This is a genomic window from Ruegeria atlantica, assembly GCF_947495585.1.
Taxonomy (GTDB): Bacteria; Pseudomonadota; Alphaproteobacteria; order Rhodobacterales; family Rhodobacteraceae; genus Ruegeria; species Ruegeria atlantica_G.
In genome coordinates, this window is record NZ_CANLZK010000001.1 from 361744 (window position 1) to 378793 (window position 17050).

A 17050-nucleotide genomic window follows, 5' to 3' on the forward strand; every position below is an offset into this window, starting at 1 on the left:
CTAGAAGCGTGCGCTTTTCAAGTATGCGCGCGTGTGCGCGGTATCCTGAATGCGGTTCTCATCCGTAGGCAGCTCGGCTGCCTCGGCTTTTCCGCTCAGGCTGGCGGCGGCAACGGCAGCGGGGGCTGCGGTTCCGGCCAGTTTGAGGAAGTCGCGGCGCGTTGCGCCTTCTTCCTTGGTCTTGCTCATGGGTTTCTCCTCTCCCATTTGCGAGTTAGCGCCCGTTGAGGCGCCGGTGAGTGACAGCGGTTCACGCTGCCGTCATTCGGAAGGCTTCGCGCTCGATCTCCATGAAGACCCGACCGGCTGTGCCGATCGAGGCATAGAGAACCGAGTTCTCGGCGCCTTCCAAATCCGAATAAAAATGCATGGCCCAAGGGCCGATATGTTTGTTCCAGAATGCCCTTTGGTCTTCCAAAGATGCAGCTGCGCCGAAGCGACCAACGATCATGCCTGCCATCATCTCCATCAATGAGGCGATGTTGTCTTCCGGTTCAAAAACGTTCCGGGCTCGGGTAATGCCACGCATCGCCATGTCGTTGCGCAGCTGCGCCAGGGGTTTCTCATTCAGGAACCCAGTGAGGTAGAAACTGGCGTAAGGTAGTAGCTCGCCGCGTCCCAACCCGATGAACAGCGCGTTGAATTCGCGTTCCGCTGCGGCGGGCTTGGTCACTTTGGCGACGCGGGCCATGGCCTGAATGGCCTGTCCAAGATCGGTGCCGTCGCCAGTCAGACCGGCCACCTGATCCAGCAGCATCTGATCGGGCGGCGCAGACAGAAGCAGCCCCAGAAAGTTGTAGAAATCCGCGCGCATACGATCCTCTGCCGAGACATTCATCTGTTGCGCTTCACTTGCGGTCATCAGGTTATCCTTCGAATTCAAACTTCATACGGCGCGGGGCAGGGGTGACCTCAGCCTCCTCAGGCAGGTCCGGCGCCATGTCCACCTCGGCCATCAGAACGGGCTCTGGTGTCGCGGTTTCGGGTGACGCAGGTTCGTCCTGCGGTTCATCCGGTTCAATTGTTTCGTCCGTCTCGCTGTCTTCGGCCTCAGCCGCCAGCGCCTCGACATGTGCAAGCATACCTTTGCCAACTTGATACGCTGTCTGAATGTTTTCGATCACGCAGGCAGCGTCAGTATAATCCTCGCCGTAGTCCACAAGGCCATCGACATTGGCCAATACCGGGTTCAGCCGCCACAGCCGCCGCAAAGCACGACGGCGCAGACGGTCAGGCACCGCCTTGGCCATAAAGCCCGAGACGTCATCGCCCGCCTGCAATTCGTCAGGGTCGGGCAGATCAAACTCGGCCAGTATCTCGGCATCGGATTTTTCCTGCAGTTCGGCGTGTTGGGCGGCAATGGCCTGTTCTTCAATCGCGATGACCTCGGCCTCGGCTTCCGCCTGTACTGCCGCTTTGCGGCGGGACCAGAAATCGCGGGCTTGGGTCATTGCACGATCCTCCGCGGGGCGCGGTACACGTCTGACTCTTGCCGGATGCGTGCGTCACCCTTGCCGTCCTCGACCAAATCGATCCGTTTTTTGTCCCGACGGCGTTTCACAAAGACTTCGTCGTTATGATGTTCCAGAGCGAAGTCGCGCACCCAGGCGATCAACCCATCGGTCATCGGAATTTTCTCAACGATCTCTTCACCGGTATCGGCATAGTCCTGACCTTCGAAGGGCGACGCCGTTACCAGCACCGCATCCATCGGCCTTTCGCCATCCAGCGCATCACGAAGGACAAGGTAGATCGACGGCTGGCCGTCCGACAGGTTCACCATGTAGGCTTCAGTTTCGTCCGCCCAAAGCGTCAGGGGCAGGGTCGCTGCGTGGTACTCAATGGCCTCGCCTTCACGTCGCATTTCGTGCCAGTCCGCAGGTCCGGCACCGGGCAACACGGCAATGGCGCGCCAATTCCATTTCGCCCAGCGGGTTACACCGGGTGTTTTGCGCACGACGACGCCGATTGGCATTTCAATCTGGCTTGCGGCCTTGGCCACTGGCTCCTCCCCGGAAGGCTCTCCCATGCCTTCCCATAGGTCCACTATGGTACACAAAGCACTCAGGTGCCAAGCCCGCGTCGTACGACCTTAGTCGTAATGGCTGGTAGCAAAATAGTGATCCCCACAAACGGACGCCTTTGTTTATTGTAAAGAAAGGGGTTTCCGTGGCCAAATGGCCCGCTGTCCCAAAGGGTTTACATTCCAGCAACGGGGATACAGCCTGCGATGCGAAGAGGTGGAGAAGTATCCGGGGGAGGATCATGGGCACCAAACTACTGTTATGCGATTGCGCCGGGTCTCAACCTCTAAATTCCGACAAGATCGGTTCGGCCTGCGAGATGGATTGTTCCAAGGTTTTCACAGCGCTTTGCACGCGAGAGTTGGAAGCGGTGGCCGCGGAGCTACAACAGGGGGACACCATCATTGCCTGCGGACAAGAGCAGGAAGTGTTTCAGGCCCTGGCCGAAGAACTAAATGTGGACGCCCCGGGCTTTGTTGATCTTCGTGACAGGGCCGGGTGGTCTGATGAGGGCGCGGATGCGGCCCCCAAGATGGCTGCCTTGGCTGCCGAAGCCTTGTTGCCGCAGCCGGTGACGCCCAGCGTAGACGTCTATAGCGAAGGCACATGCCTGATCATCGGTCCCGGCGACGTTGCATTTGCACTTGCTGAAAAACTGGCCGTTACACTGGCGGTTACGGTACTGGTCTTGGATGAGGCCAAGCCTATGTCGCGCGCATTCGACGTCGTGCGCGGTCGCATCAAATCGCTGAACGGTGCATTGGGTGGGTTTATCCTGCAGCTTGACGCGTTTCAGCAGCTTGAGCCCGGCGGTCGCGGAGCTTTTATGTGGACAGAGGCACGTGACAGGGCACAATCGGGCTGCGATATCGTTCTGGACCTGACCGGCGACACATCCTTGGTTCAGGCTCCGACCAAGCGCGAAGGCTATCTGCGGGCTGATCCCAAAGATCCATTGTCCGTCGAACGGCTAGCGTTTGAGGCGGCCCAATTGGTCGGCACCTTCGAAAAGCCGCTTTACGTGCGGATGGAAGAAACGCTGTGTGCCCATTCACGGGCCGAACAAGTCGCTTGCACGAACTGTCTGGATATCTGCCCGACCGGAGCGATCAAACCTGCCGGTGAGCATGTCGAGATCGACCCGATGATCTGCGCTGGCTGTGGGGAATGCGCCGCAGTTTGCCCCTCAACAGCAATCACCTACGAGGATCCGCCGATATCCGCGTTGCTGTCGCGGATGCATATTTTAGCGCGCACCTATCGGCGGGCTGGTGGACCCGCGCCACGCTTGCTGGTGCATAATGCCCACGGGGCCGAGATGATCCGACTGGCCGCCCGTTTTGGACGTGGTTTGCCTGCCGATGTGATTCCACTGGAGCTGAGTGTGATTTCAGGCTTTGGCCATGCCGAGATTCTGGCTGCTTTGGCGCATGGTTTCGCGCGAGTGGACGTCTTGCTATCCCCAACGACCGAGCGCGATGCGTTGGACCGTGAACTGGCCTTGGCGCAGGCAATAGCGGGGGCGAATGCCCTGGGGTTGTTAGATGAGGCCGACCCGGATGCGCTGTCTGATGTCCTTTATGCGCAAGATGTCCCTCAGCCATTGGCCGACCCGGTGCTGCCATTGGGCAACCGCCGCCAGATCGCCCGTTTGGCTGCGCAGGCGCTGAACCCTAAAGCCGAAGAGCCGCTGCCCTTGCCGGAAAACGCTCCCTATGGGGCGATCGCTGTCAACACGGATGCCTGTACCTTGTGCCTCAGCTGTGTGTCGCTGTGCCCATCGGGTGCTTTGATCGATAACCCGGACAAGCCGCAATTGAACTTCCAGCAGGATGCTTGTCTGCAGTGCGGGTTGTGCAAAGGCATCTGCCCGGAAGACGCGATTGCTCTTGTCCCGCAGCTTGACCTGAGCGATGCAGCCCTGTCTCAGCAGGTGCTGAATGAAGAGGAGCCGTTTGCTTGTGTAGAATGTGGGGCACTGTTCGGAGTTAAGTCCACCGTGGAACGGATCATGGAAAAGCTTGCGGGTACACATCCGATGTTTGCCTCCTCGGACAAGGCGCGGATGATCCAGATGTGTGACAATTGCCGCGTGAACGCACAGTTCCAGCAAGAGGACAACCCGTTCCAGTCTAACCCGAAGCCTCGTGTCGTTACGACCGAGGATTATTTCTCAAAACGAAAGGATCACTGAAGCTGTAAGGGCGCACCCAAGTCCGCTGCAGTTATGACCGAGACAAAGGCAAGGATGGCTTCCAGATCATCCAGCGTCATCTCGACGGGATAGATGGGCGATGGACGCTGTGGATCAAACGGAGGTGTCAGCCCGTCGATTTGTGTGAACGAGGGGTGCGGGTTGAGGGCGAAGAACGCCTCGAACCGTTCTGACCAGTCCGGCATGGCGCGCAGCACCGCGAAAGAGGGGGTCGAACCCAGACCATTCATCCGGTTCTTGGGCCCGATCACATGGCACCGGCCGCAATGGGTCATCGACAATTCCTCGCCGCGCAGCGTATCGCCGTCGATCACTGTTTCGGTTTCCACGGCCACGATATCGAAACTGGCCGAGAAATGCGTGCCTTGCTCTGGCGCATAGCTTTCTACCGTCCGTTTTCCGATATCGGACAGCAGCCAGTCGCGGAATCGCTCATGTTTGGCGTCCTCTTCGATCCGAAGGTGATAGATCACACCGTCGCGCGCGAACACAGGATCACCCGGAGGGGCGGTTTCCAGCACCAAAACGCCGGCATCATCTGCAATAACCCGGATCCCGGTCTTGAGAGAAAAGCGAGGAAGGATATGTTGCAGCAGACCAGAGCTAGCAACCTCGTCCGGCGCGGCAAGACCAATCGCCTCTTGCGACCAAGAGGGGGTGGCAGAGAGCGTCAGGCTCAGGCACAAGAGGACAAAGCGCATGCCACAGCCTAACGGCACGGCACCAAATGCGTCAAATGAACTGAATGAGACGGAGACACGTGCAATGAACGGCAACCACAGCTTGTCGATACGCAGAACCCTGACCACCGGGTTCCAAAAGGAGAATGACGCATGAGTGTTCGTGACGCAGTTCTTGCAAACCTGAGAAAGATCACCGACCCCGTCTCTGGACAGGACATCGTCAGCGCTGGAGTTGTTCGCGCGCTGAACGTCGAAGGGGACACTGTGCGCTTTGTGCTGGAGATCGACCCCAAGCAGGCCGAGCAGATGGAACCCGTCCGTGCCGCAGCCGAACAGGCCGCAAAGTTGGTCGACGGTGTTTCCACGGTCTCGGCCATGCTGACAGCACATTCCGAAAAGGCACCGCCAGATCTGAAGCCGAAACCGAAACCCTCGCAGACTGGTCCGCAAGCCGTGCCGGGTGTGGACAGAATTATCGCTGTGGCTTCGGGCAAGGGCGGCGTTGGCAAGTCCACGGTTTCTGCCAACCTGGCTTGTGCCTTGGCGGCCGAAGGGCGACGCGTGGGGCTGTTGGACGCAGATGTCTATGGACCGTCGCAACCGCGGATGCTGGGTGTTTCGGGCCGTCCGGCCAGTCCTGATGGCAAAACGATCCTGCCATTGCGCAACCACGGCGTCACCATGATGTCGATGGGTCTGATGACCAATGAAGGTCAGGCCGTTGTCTGGCGTGGCCCGATGCTGATGGGCGCGCTGCAACAGATGATGGGTCAGGTGCAATGGGGGGCGCTGGATGTTCTAATCGTCGACCTGCCGCCCGGCACAGGTGACGTGCAGCTGACGCTTAGCCAGAAGTTCAACGTGGACGGCGCCATTGTTGTCTCGACTCCTCAGGACGTGGCTCTGATCGATGCCCGCAAGGGGATCGACATGTTCAACCAGCTCAAGACGCCCATCCTTGGGATGATTGAGAATATGTCGACGCATATCTGCTCGAACTGCGGGCATGAAGAACATGTGTTCGGCCATGGCGGCGTAAAGTCCGAGGCCGAGGCGCTGGGCGTTCCTTTGCTGGGTGAGATCCCGCTGCATCTAGATATCCGGGTTGCCGCTGACGGCGGTGCACCGATCGTGGTCAGCAAGCCCGACAGTCCGCAAGCCGAAGCGTTTCGCCAAATTGCGCGCGGCATGATTGCCAAGGGCAACGCATGAACGAGCCGGTCTTTCCCCCTTTGCTGACGGGCCACCCGGTGCAAGGTGGGGAAGACCCGTTCGAGCGCGCGCAGGCCATGGCTGCGCTGGGCTGTGATGGCGGTACCGTGGTTTATAACATTCAGGCCGATCGTCTGCGTGTGGCCATCGTTTTTGCCCCCGAGGTTGTCTTGCGCGATGCGATGGCAATGGTGCCGCTTTGTGCCGTTGGGTTTCAGAACGCGCTGGGCGCGCTGGCCCCGCCTGAGGTCGCGGTCCATCTGGGCTGGGACGGGCTGATCTGTGTGAATGGGGCCAAATGCGGAATGTTCCGTGTGGCAGCTTCGGATGCAGATCCAGAAGCAGAACCGGATTGGCTAATCGTCGGTTGGGATTTGGCGCTGCTGCAAACCAGTCAGGCACCGGGCCAAAACCCGGATGTCACCGCCCTTTACGACGAGGGCTGCGCGGATGTCTCGGCAACGCAGCTTGTCGAAAGCTGGTCGCGGCACATGATGACATGGCTGAACCGCTGGCAAGAGGACGGCAACGCGCCTGTGCACGGAGAATGGATAGGCCTGCTGCGCGGAGTAGGAGAGCCCTTCGGTGAAACGGGCGTGTTTCTGGGGACGGATGAACGGTTCGGCATGCTGATCCGGCATGGTTCAGATACACAGCTTCGCCCGCTGACGGAATTGTTGGAGAACGGATGATGAAACTAGCGCGCGCAATCCATTTCGACGAAAGCGACATGAATGTGTTCCACTCCCCGGCGCGAACCGGGGAATGGTGCATTTCGGGCGGATTCGAGTTCTCAAATTGGGGCGAAGGCGATCTTGAAGGCAAAGCGCGTCAGGCTTTTGCGAATGGCTGGTTGGGTGTGGAAACCTTTGGGCGGGTGACATTCGTCGCGGTCACGCAGGTGGAACAGGCCGAGCTGGATCAGATCGCGCAGAGCCTTGCTGAACACTTTGTGCAGCTTTACGGGGCACCGTCGGTCGAAGCCGCTATCGACGTCGCACAGGCCGAGATCGCCCACATGTCCGAGCTGTGTGATGAGCATAACCCAAACACGCTGCTGACCGTCTCGCGTGAGCTGTCAGACGCCGGAGTGCGTGAGGCTTTCCGTGTGATCACGCCGCAAGAGACTCAGCTAGAGGCTCTGGCCGTACATGGGTCATTGGACGAATAACCGTCAGATCAGATCCGCAAAGCCGCCAAATTGACCGCGCTTAAAGATCAAACCTTTGCCGGTGCGGTACATGACCTTTTGAACCTCACCAACAATGATCAGGTGATCCCCCGCATCGTGTTGGGCGTGCACCTGACAATCGAACCGCGCCAGACAACCGGATAATTGGGGCCGGCGCGCCGGGTCGTGGGCCCATTCCGCGTGCGAAAAATCCTTGCCGTCGCGAGCAAAGCGCAGGGCCTGTTCCTGTTGATCCTGTCCCATCACGTGGATCGAATAATGTCGGCTGGTGTTGAAATCGTCGAACCTGTTGGAGTCTTTGGCCAAGCACCACAAAACAAGTGGCGGGTCCAGCGATACCGACGCGAACGAGTTGACCGTAATGGCTCGAGGGCCCTGATCGGTGTTCGTGGTGATCACCGTCACACCGGTTCCGAAACACCCCAACGCTTCGCGAAAAGCGGTGCTTTGATCCGGGGTTGGAGTGAATTGTTTTTCCGTCATTGCGCGCTAATCCCGTGGCCGTGCCTCAGGTGCCACGACGCGCGGGGTTTGTCCATGAAAAGCTGCGTCCGGTATGCGTGTTTTCCGAACTAGTTCAGGTCTTCCAACAGACGACCATGTTGGCGCGTTGCCTCAACGACCAGGCCAAAGGTTGTCATGCCGCGCGCCTGCAGCATCGGTAGCATTCTGACCAGCGCTTCGGCGGTAGCGACCGCATCACCCAGGGCGGTATGGCGAAGATGTTCGGGGATGGTGATCCCCAACCGTTCGCACAGAGCATCCAGTGTGTGTTTGTCACTTGCCCCGAACAGCACGGCAGACAACAGAACCGTATCCAGAATGGGGTGATCCCAATCGACATCCATGCGTTTTGCATGTCGCCGCAAAAAGGCCATGTCGAATGGCGCGTTATGGGCCACGATCACTGCATCGCGGGAGAATTGATGCAGCGCGCGCCCGGCCTCGGCAATGTCCGGTGCGCCCTGAACCATGCGATCGCTGATCTTGTGCACCTTAGTCGAGGCTGGCGGGATCGGAATGCCGGGATCAACCAATGTGTCCAATTGCTCTCCGTCCACGATGCGGCCGTTGACAACCCGTACAGCTCCGATCTGAACGATTTCGTCCTTGTGTGGCAGCAGTCCGGTGGTTTCGGTGTCAAACACGACGAAACACAAATCCTGCAGAGCAAGGTTTTCGAAGGTCTCATCCGTCGAGGTGTTCAGCAAGTCGAAGTCATACACCAAAGGCCGCGCGGCTTCGGGTGCGATGTTCGCGGCACTGTCCTCGAAGATCAGCATGTATCCGGGTGCGCTCCCAAGAGGTTTCATGCGCGTGCGGTAACTTTGCGTACCATCGACGCTGGTCAGCGCGCAGGCGACCTCCAGCCCGGTCTTCACCAGTTTGGAATGGGCCTCTTCCAGCAGGTCAGATTGTAGGTATTCAAACAACGAGGCATTCAGCCGGGGATGCGCAATCTGTGCCAGAACCTCGGCCGCCTGACCATCGTACAAAACGATCTTGTGTGTTGGGCTCGCCAACAGCATTGCAACCGGGATTTCGGTCAATAAGGCCGTCAGACGGTGTTTTTCTGCCGCCAGATGTGCCGTCTCCTCGGCCACAGCCTGTGCCACGTCCATGGTTTTACCGGACAATTGGTTGGCCAGTCCGGCCGCGGCTGGTGCCAGATCACCCAGATATCGCGCGGCCTGTGTGTCCAATTCGGTGCTGACCCCGGCATGCGCGCGGGCCCTGAGCTGGGCGGATATCCGTTCGATTGGCTTTGCAACATTGTCGTCGAACAATAACCAAACCGCTGCAATCAAAGCCAGAAACCCAAAACCCATCAGGATTTCGGCAAAGATGAACGCGTCGACCAAGTCAGGATCTGCAACGCGCCGATAGCTGATCCACAGTGCCACAGAGCTGACTATCAGAGCGCCAATGGCCAGCAGGCAGAAGAACAGGAAAATGCGCAGACGCAGGCTTAACCGGTTCAGCATGTCACACTCCGCAGGTTGCCTCGACGATTGGGTCACTGGCGGCGACGTCGATCCAGTCGGCGTTCAGCAGCTGGCCGTCATCCGCGAATTCTGCCCCATCCGCAAGATTGGCGCGGCTGAACTCTTTGCAGTCGACCACGACCGGCAGTTTTGAGACTGGGGCCCAGCGACCAAAGAGATACAGTTCCACCAAACGTTGTTCGGGAACCTGTTCATTGGTGCGCACGGAACCGGCATCAATGGCGGCAAAGCGGTCCACGAAGGGCACGGCATAGGTCCAGGGGCGGTAGAAGGCGCGGCTTTCGACCTCTTGAATGACGGTCATACCTTCGGGAAGGGTATCGCGTGTGCGGTCGTACCAGGAATATTCACTGGTAATCGTCATGCCGATCATACCCAGACCAGCGGCAACGGGTGTCATCCAACGGGGCAGGCGGCCCCCCGTCACTTTGTTCAGAACCATTACGATGCCGGCAAAGGCAAAGCCTGCAAATATGGTGCCAATCAGTTCCAGAAACATGTGACTCTCCGTATGTCTGGCGTATTCGCCAATAGTTATCGCTGCTTTAGCCCAGCATTCCCTTGCCGTGACCTACTGCCGATTGCATGGTTTTTACCACAACGAACGCATCCCGAAGATGACTTCGCTCAAAATCCGACAGGTCTGAGGGCGGCAGGAAATTGTCCGGCTTTTGACCGCTCTTCACAAGCCGGACCTGATGCTCAAGGCGGGTTTCTGCGATCAGATCATAGGCATCAAGCAAATCCCGCGCGCCCGAGGGGCTGAGGATACCGCCTGATGCGGCTGCTTTCAGACGCGCCCGAGTATTGGCTTCGGTCAATTGACCCTGAAGGCTGTAGATGCGCGCAAGGTCAACGACTGGGACCACTCCGTTATGTTTGAGGTCCAGCGTGTTGCGATGTTCACCAGACCGGATGGTCGCAAACCCGCGCAGCAGCCCCAGCGGAGGCGTGTGCTTAAGAGAGTTCGAAATCATGTGCGCCACAAAGATCGAGTTTGCGTTGGCCGCTGCCAGTGTTTCGGCCTGCAGATCGTCGAACAGGTGAAAGGCCCCACCGATAGGGCGGAGGTCGAACATGACTGAGGCCAGCATCTGCGCCTCGGGGTTCGGTTTGGCGATCCATCCGTTGAAATAGTCGCGCCAGACGCGCACCGGCTGACACCATCGTGGGTTGGTCGCCATCATGTCGCCCGGGCAATAGAAATATCCGCAGGTGTCCAGGCCATCCGAGACGTATTTGGCAAGCTCGGCGAAGTACTTCATATCGGCGTCGGTCACGCTGTCGTCCAGCATTAGACAGTTGTCCTGATCGGATACTCCGGTTTGTTCTTGCCGCCCTTGCGACCCACAGGCCAACCACAGATAGGGAACGGGTGCTGGGCCCAGCTTGTCCTCGGCCAAAGCCAACAGTCGGCGGGTTGCTGTGTCTGCAATATCCGTTATCAGCCGTGTCACGATCTCGTGCCGGTTTCCGGCAGCCACAAGTTGCACCAGAAGCTGCGGGATTTCAGCCGTCACCACCGCCATTTGATCCGCTGAGTCCGCTTGAGCGATCCGGCGGACAAGCTCTGCCGAATTCACTGCCTGATAATGGGTTAAGTCCGTTTGCGTTACGATGCCGACCAAACGTCCACCTTCGCTGATCGGGATATGACCAATCCCGCGTTCCATCATCACGTGCAGAACGTCCGATCCAATGTCAGATGGCGACAAGGTGATTGGGTTGGCTGTCATTATCGCTGACACCGGTGTCTCTGCGGGCATGCCATTGGCTACGTATTTGCCCGAGATGTCGCGCAAGGTGGCGATGCCCAGCAGGTTATCCGTTTCGGTGACGCACAAGGATGAAATGTGCTTGTCACGCATGATCCGGGCGGCTTCTTGAACTGATGTGTCCGGTGGACAGGTTGCAGGGTTATGCGCCATAAGAACGTCAATCGCGCTGGTGGCCAAGCTCTGCGGGCCGGACCGGTTCGAACGGGTCCGGTTGAAGAATTTCGAAACGACGTCATGCCCATCGATCAACTCGCGCACCAGATCTGGCGGCAGGACCAGCAAGACGGATGGCTTATGCGCGCGCGCCTTGGTCGCGGCTTTCCCGTCTTTAAGTAGCCCACGCTCACCAAACGAATTGCGCAGACCGAGATGGGACACGACGGCGTCGTTCTCATCGGTGATTTCGACGTGCCCCTCATAGATCACGAAAACACCGGGCAGGGTGTGCCCAAGTTCGTACACGGGAAAGTCTTCCTCGACTTCCCAAACCTCGACCTGCTTGGCGATCTGATCCAGTGTTTCTGCGGGCAAAGCATCATAGGGGTGGACGGATTTCAGGAACCGGGTGATTTCGTCATGAGACAGGGGCATCGTACAGTCCTGTGATTCCGGTTTTGAAAAATCCCGCCCGGTGGAGTGCCGGGCGGGAACAGTCGGTCGAAAGACGCGGCACATGGAAGTTAACCATATGCCGCATCATGCTCATTTGTTCTGAGCTGCGCCAGCGCCACGGGGAATGCGGACGCTTTCGACCAATTCAACGATCTCCGGCGGAGTCTCTTTGGTCATTCCGGCGACGACGTAAGCAACGCCGAAGTTGATCATTGCACCGATGGCGCCGAACGAGGTCGACTTGATCGGCCCCAGAAGCGGATCAGCATCAGTGAACGAGTTGGTGCCCGGAATGAACAGCCAGCCCTTGTGCAGGAAGATGTAGACCAGGGTTACGGTCAGACCAGCCAGCATACCTGCGACAGCACCGGTGTTGTTGATACGGGTCGAGAAGATCCCCATCATCAGCGCCGGGAAGATCGAGGCAGCCGCCAGACCAAACGCCAGGGCCACGGTTTGCGCCGCAAAGCCCGGTGGGTTCAGACCCAGATAGGTTGCGACAACGATGGCCACGGCCATGGCGATACGAGCAGCCAGCAGTTCTCCTTTTTCAGAGATTTGCGGGTTGATCGCACCTTTGACAAGGTCGTGGGATACCGCCGACGAGATCGCCAGCAACAGACCCGCAGCGGTCGACAGAGCAGCCGCAAGACCACCGGCAGCGACCAGACCGATCACCCAACCCGGCAGGTTGGCAATCTCCGGGTTGGCCAGAACCAGGATATCGCGGTTGAACTTGGTCAGCTCGTTACCGACCCAGCCTTTTTCTTCCGCAAGAGCCTGCATGTCGGCATTCTTGTCGTTGTAGTACTGGATCTTGCCGTCGCCGTTCTTGTCTTCCCAGTCCAACAGGCCGGTTTTCTGCCACGTCTGCATCCAGTCATAGCGCGGATCATTGTCGATATCTTCGACCGAGACAGCGCCACCTTCGATGCCACCGTTGGGCCACATCATGTCGGTGATGTTCAGACGCGCCATTGCGCCAACCGCAGGGGCGGTCAGATATAGCAGGGCGATGAAGACCAGCGTCCAGCCAGCAGACCAGCGGGCGTCAGACACTTTCGGCACGGTGAAGAAGCGCATGATCACGTGCGGCAGACCGGCGGTGCCGATCATCAGCGACAGTGTGAACAGCACCATGTTCAGCGTGTTCGAGTGGTGGGCAGTGTATTCGTTAAAGCCCAGCTCGGTCACGATCGCATCCAGCTTGGTCAGCAGAGGCTCACCACTTGCGGTGTCGCTGAACAGACCCAGCGCCGGAACCGGCGTACCGGTCAGCTGCAGCGAGATGAAGATCGCCGGGATTGTGTAGGCGGTGATCAGTACGCAGTACTGAGCGACCTGAGTGTAGGTCACGCCTTTCATCCCACCGAACACCGCGTAAGCAAACACGACACAGGCACCGATCAGCAGACCAGAGGTGTTGGACACCTCGAGGAAGCGGCCAAAGGCCACGCCCACACCGGTCATCTGACCAATCACGTAAGTCACCGATGCAACGATCAGACAGATCACCGCAACGATACGCGCGGTCTGGCTGTAAAAACGGTCGCCGATGAATTCCGAGACAGTGTATTTGCCAAACTTACGCAGATAGGGCGCAAGTAGCAGTGCCAGCAGCACGTAACCGCCAGTCCAACCCATCAGGAAGGTCGAATTGTCATAGCCGGTGAAGGCAATCAGGCCCGCCATCGAGATGAACGAGGCCGCAGACATCCAGTCTGCCGCTGTTGCCATGCCGTTGGTGACCGGGTGAATGCCGCGACCGGCGGCGTAGAATTCCGATGTGGAACCCGCACGGGCCCAAATCGCGATGCCGATGTACAGCGCAAAGGACGCGCCGACAAAGAGCAGGTTAATGGTAAACTGGTCCATTCCGCTTACTCCTCATCCACGCCAAATTCGGCGTCCAATTTGTTCATGCGCCAGGCGTAGTTGAAGATCAGCACCAGAAAGACCAGGATTGATCCCTGCTGAGCAAACCAAAAGCCCAGATCGGTGCCGCCAACTGCAATGCCGGACAGCAATGGACGCAGCAGAATGCCGAATCCAAAAGACACCAGCGCCCAGATCACGAGGCTGATGTAGATGAGACGCAGGTTCGCCTGCCAATAGCCCTTGTCGGCTTCGGCAGTCTGCGCGGAGTGTGTTGATTGATCCGCCATTGCGGGTTCCTCCTTCGCTTCTTCCATGGGCGACCCGTTGTCCTAAACCTCCAACGCGCGGGGCCGCTTTTCGAAATGCCGAATGCCAGGGTGGCATCAGGCACGACTTCTCCGATCCGCCGGGGCGGGTACTTTGAAGTTTTCCTTTAGGAATTGGGCCCTTATTCAGGGCGGGCCGTCTTCCCTTAGTTCATGGCGTCGCTGACAATCCTTTCCAGATTGCCCGCGATGTCATTGATATTGCCCATAGCGTTCAGGCCTTTCAGAACGCCGTGGTCTTGGTAATAAGTAATCAAAGGCGCGGTTTGCGCGTGATACGCAGCCAGCCGCGAGGCGACGGTTTCGGCGTTGTCATCAGCACGGCGCTTGAATTCGGTGCTGCCGCACTTGTCACACTTGCCTTTAACAACAGGGACCTTGAACGTGTCATGGAACCCTTCGCCACATCCGGCGCAGGTGTAGCGGCCCGAGATACGGATAACCATTTCGCCGTCCTCAACCTCAAGACTGATGGCGGCGTTGATCTTCTGCCCGGTTTCCGACAGCAACCCGTCCAGCGCCTCGGCCTGAACCGTGGTGCGTGGAAAGCCGTCCAGAATGACGCCCTTGGCGCAATCCGATTCAGCAAGACGGTCGCGCAAAATGGCAATGACGATCTCGTCGCTGACCAGATCGCCGGCTTCCATCACCGCCTTCGCGGCCTTGCCGGCCTCGGTTCCTGCGGCGACAGCCGCACGCAACAGGTCGCCAGTGCTGAGTTGTACCAGCCCGAACTTGTCCTCGAGCATACGAGCCTGTGTTCCCTTCCCGGCACCCGGAGGGCCGAGAAGGATCAAAACAGCGGGTGTGGTGATCGTGGCAGCGTCCATCACATCCTCACTTGTTTGCACGGTTTTCGATCAGGTCTTCGACCACAGACGGATCTGCAAGCGTAGACGTGTCACCCAATGCGCCAAAGTCGTTCTCGGCAATCTTGCGCAGGATACGGCGCATAATCTTGCCCGAGCGGGTCTTGGGCAGGCCGGGCGCCCACTGGATTACGTCAGGCGATGCAATCGGGCCGATCTCTGTCCGAACCCAAGTGCGCAGCTCTTTCAGCAACTCATCCGACGGCTCGCGGTCATTCATTAGAGTGACGTAGCAATAGATGCCTTGCCCTTTGATCTCATGGGGATATCCAACCACGGCGGCCTCGGCCACGGCGGCATGCGCTACAAGCGCGCTTTCAACTTCGGCGGTCCCCATACGGTGGCCCGAGACGTTGATCACGTCGTCAACGCGGCCGGTGATCCAATAGTCGCCATCTTCATCTCGGCGGCAACCGTCGCCAGTAAAGTAGTAACCTTTGTAATCCGAGAAATAGGTCTTCTCGAACCGTTCATGATCACCCCAGACGGTGCGCATCTGACCCGGCCAGCTGTCTTTGATGCACAGAACGCCTTCGACACCGTTTCCTGTGATTTCGACACCTGACTGCGGGTCTAGAACCACGGGCTGAACGCCGAAGAATGGCTTCATGGCAGCACCCGGCTTCATCGCATGTGCACCGGGCAGGGGGGTCATCAGGTGACCGCCGGTCTCGGTCTGCCACCACGTGTCGACGATGGGGCAATTTCCTTTGCCGACCACCTCATTGTACCAGTTCCAGGCTTCGGGATTGATCGGCTCGCCCACGGTGCCCAGTAGTTTCAGGTCGCTCAGATCATGCTTCTCGACCCACTCGTTGCCTTGCCCCATCAACGCGCGGATTGCGGTTGGTGCGGTGTAGAACTGGTTGACCTTGTGCTTGGCGCACACCTCCCAGAAACGGCCCGCGTCGGGGTAGGTAGGGACACCTTCGAACATCAGTGTAGTCGCGCCGTTGGCAAGCGGGCCGTAGACGATATAGCTGTGGCCTGTGACCCAGCCCACGTCAGCAGTGCACCAATACACATCGCCCTCGTGGTAATCGAAGGTGATCTCATGGGTCAGCGATGCGAAAACCAGATAGCCGCCAGTGGTATGTACCACACCCTTGGGTTGTCCGGTCGAGCCGGAGGTGTAGAGGATGAACAGAGGGTCTTCGGCGCTCATCTCAGCAGGGGCGCAGTAGTCATCGGCCTCAAGCGCCATTTCGTTATAGTCGTAGTCGCGGCCGTCGATCCATGTGGTCTGACCACCGGTGCGCTTGACCACCAGGCATTTCACTGTGTCTTTGCAATGCAGAAGAGCAGCATCCGCATTGGATTTCAGTGCAGTCTTGCGGCCGCCTCGAGGGGCCTCGTCGGCGGTGATCACAACCTTTGCGTCGCAGCCATTGACGCGCGCCGCCAGAGCGTCTGGTGAGAAACCCGCAAAGACGATCGAATGGATCGCGCCAATGCGCGCGCAGGCCAACATGGCATAGGCGGCCTCGGGGATCATCGGCATATAGATCACGACGCGGTCGCCCTTACGCACGCCCAGCGATTCCAGAATGTTTGCCATCCGGCAGGTCCGGCGGTGCAACTCAGCATAGGTGATGTGCTGCGCTTCGTCTTTTGGATCATCCGGTTCCCAAATGATCGCAGTTTGATCGCTGCGGGTTTTCAGGTGGCGGTCCAGGCAGTTGGCCGAAACGTTCAGCGTGCCGTCTGCGTACCAGTTGATTCCGACCGAGCCGAAATCATAGTTTACATCTTTGACTTGTGTGTAGGGCTTGATCCATTCGATCCGCTTGCCTTGTTCGTCCCAGAATGCGACGGGATCGTTGATCGAAGCCGCATACATCTCAGTGTATTTTTCAGCATTAACATGCGTGCGGGCCACGGTTTCGGCGGACGGCGGAAAGGTATTGGCTTCTGCCTGGGCAGCGGTTGTCATTCTGAGGCTCCTCCCTCTGGATCATATTGAATCAGACCGATTTTGCCTGCTGAACTGGCGATGTCGATCTGTTTCCTCCTTGTCCGCAATAATACGGAGAGCTGAAAACAAGGAAATAAATTACCGATTTCTCACGATTAGTTTGTAAATTTTTTTTTTAGACCGGAGTGATTTTGTAAAGAAAGAGGCCATCTTTGGGAATACTGGTTTTTTTACATAGCTTTGGCTGTAATGAAAATTTGTGTGGAAATAAGCCGCCCGATTACAACTAAATTGCATCTGAGACTCACCTTTCGGTTGTTAGCGCTCAACGGTGCCATTC

At 58.2% G+C, this 17050-nt stretch carries 17 protein-coding genes; 4 read left to right on the forward strand and 13 right to left on the reverse strand.

The features are described from left to right. The 4 genes from QMP16_RS01775 to QMP16_RS01790 all read right to left on the reverse strand — a co-directional run bounded on the left by QMP16_RS01775 (position 1) and on the right by QMP16_RS01790 (position 2002). A complete protein-coding gene (locus tag QMP16_RS01775; RefSeq protein ID WP_058273834.1) occupies positions 1-189 on the reverse strand; it encodes a ubiquinol-cytochrome c reductase iron-sulfur subunit N-terminal domain-containing protein in 189 nt (62 codons plus the stop codon). A gap of 61 nt (positions 190-250) precedes the next feature. Further along, positions 251-862 (reverse strand): TorD/DmsD family molecular chaperone, encoded by a 612-nt coding sequence (locus QMP16_RS01780; RefSeq protein WP_282151004.1) that lies wholly within the window; start codon positions 860-862, stop codon positions 251-253. Positions 863-866: 4 nt separating this feature from the next. Further along, a complete protein-coding gene (locus QMP16_RS01785) occupies positions 867-1451 on the reverse strand; it encodes a DUF3306 domain-containing protein (protein WP_282151005.1) in 585 nt (194 codons plus the stop codon). Next, positions 1448-2002, reverse strand: coding sequence for a DUF3305 domain-containing protein (locus QMP16_RS01790; protein ID WP_082637104.1), 555 nt, complete (start codon positions 2000-2002; stop codon positions 1448-1450). The genes QMP16_RS01785 and QMP16_RS01790 overlap by 4 nt, the downstream gene beginning before the upstream one ends. A 263-nt stretch (positions 2003-2265) precedes the next feature. On the opposite strand from QMP16_RS01790, the gene QMP16_RS01795 reads away from it, so the two are divergent. Next, positions 2266-4218 carry a 4Fe-4S binding protein gene (locus QMP16_RS01795; RefSeq protein WP_282151006.1) on the forward strand — a complete coding sequence of 651 codons (1953 nt, stop codon included), beginning with the start codon at positions 2266-2268 and terminating at the stop codon, positions 4216-4218. Here QMP16_RS01795 and QMP16_RS01800 read toward each other — a convergent pair. Continuing rightward, positions 4212-4940, reverse strand: a complete 729-nt coding sequence (locus QMP16_RS01800) for a c-type cytochrome (RefSeq protein WP_282151007.1) — start codon at positions 4938-4940, stop codon at positions 4212-4214. The genes QMP16_RS01795 and QMP16_RS01800 overlap by 7 nt on opposite strands. A gap of 132 nt (positions 4941-5072) precedes the next feature. Here QMP16_RS01800 and QMP16_RS01805 point away from each other — a divergent pair, with 132 nt between their 5' ends. The 3 genes from QMP16_RS01805 to QMP16_RS01815 are packed head-to-tail and all read left to right on the forward strand — an operon-like array spanning position 5073 to position 7305. Next, the gene (locus QMP16_RS01805; protein WP_058273829.1) at positions 5073-6134 is read left to right on the forward strand and encodes an Mrp/NBP35 family ATP-binding protein; all 1062 of its coding nucleotides are present in this window, start codon (positions 5073-5075) and stop codon (positions 6132-6134) included. Beyond that, complete coding sequence (locus tag QMP16_RS01810) at positions 6131-6826, forward strand: biotin/lipoate--protein ligase family protein (protein ID WP_282151008.1); 696 nt, start codon at positions 6131-6133, stop codon at positions 6824-6826. The genes QMP16_RS01805 and QMP16_RS01810 overlap by 4 nt, the downstream gene beginning before the upstream one ends. Further along, positions 6826-7305, forward strand: coding sequence for a DUF6505 family protein (locus QMP16_RS01815; RefSeq protein ID WP_058274241.1), 480 nt, complete (start codon positions 6826-6828; stop codon positions 7303-7305). Before QMP16_RS01810 ends, QMP16_RS01815 begins: the two co-directional genes overlap by 1 nt. Before the next feature lie 3 nt (positions 7306-7308). On the opposite strand, the gene QMP16_RS01820 is transcribed toward QMP16_RS01815, so the two are convergent. The 8 genes from QMP16_RS01820 to acs form a co-directional block, all read right to left on the reverse strand. Continuing rightward, on the reverse strand, positions 7309-7809 hold the full coding sequence (locus tag QMP16_RS01820) for a flavin reductase family protein (RefSeq protein WP_058278169.1): 501 nt from the start codon (positions 7807-7809) through the stop codon (positions 7309-7311). An 89-nt stretch (positions 7810-7898) separates the two neighbouring features. Further along, complete coding sequence (locus QMP16_RS01825; protein ID WP_282151009.1) at positions 7899-9311, reverse strand: 3'-5' exonuclease; 1413 nt, start codon at positions 9309-9311, stop codon at positions 7899-7901. Position 9312: 1 nt separating this feature from the next. After that, a complete protein-coding gene (locus tag QMP16_RS01830) occupies positions 9313-9831 on the reverse strand; it encodes a hypothetical protein (RefSeq protein WP_282151010.1) in 519 nt (172 codons plus the stop codon). 46 nt (positions 9832-9877) lie between these two features. Further along, positions 9878-11701 carry a DUF294 nucleotidyltransferase-like domain-containing protein gene (locus QMP16_RS01835; protein WP_282151011.1) on the reverse strand — a complete coding sequence of 608 codons (1824 nt, stop codon included), beginning with the start codon at positions 11699-11701 and terminating at the stop codon, positions 9878-9880. A gap of 111 nt (positions 11702-11812) precedes the next feature. Further along, positions 11813-13597, reverse strand: coding sequence for a sodium:solute symporter family protein (locus QMP16_RS01840; RefSeq protein ID WP_058273825.1), 1785 nt, complete (start codon positions 13595-13597; stop codon positions 11813-11815). Positions 13598-13602: 5 nt separating this feature from the next. Beyond that, positions 13603-13887, reverse strand: a complete 285-nt coding sequence (locus QMP16_RS01845; protein WP_108859095.1) for a DUF4212 domain-containing protein — start codon at positions 13885-13887, stop codon at positions 13603-13605. A 185-nt stretch (positions 13888-14072) separates the two neighbouring features. Then, entirely contained in the window at positions 14073-14756 is a 684-nt protein-coding gene (locus QMP16_RS01850) for an adenylate kinase (protein WP_282151012.1), read from the reverse strand. Between the two features lie 7 nt (positions 14757-14763). Continuing rightward, positions 14764-16728, reverse strand: a complete 1965-nt coding sequence (gene acs / locus QMP16_RS01855; protein ID WP_282151013.1) for an acetate--CoA ligase — start codon at positions 16726-16728, stop codon at positions 14764-14766. Positions 16729-17050: the final 322 nt, after the last annotated feature.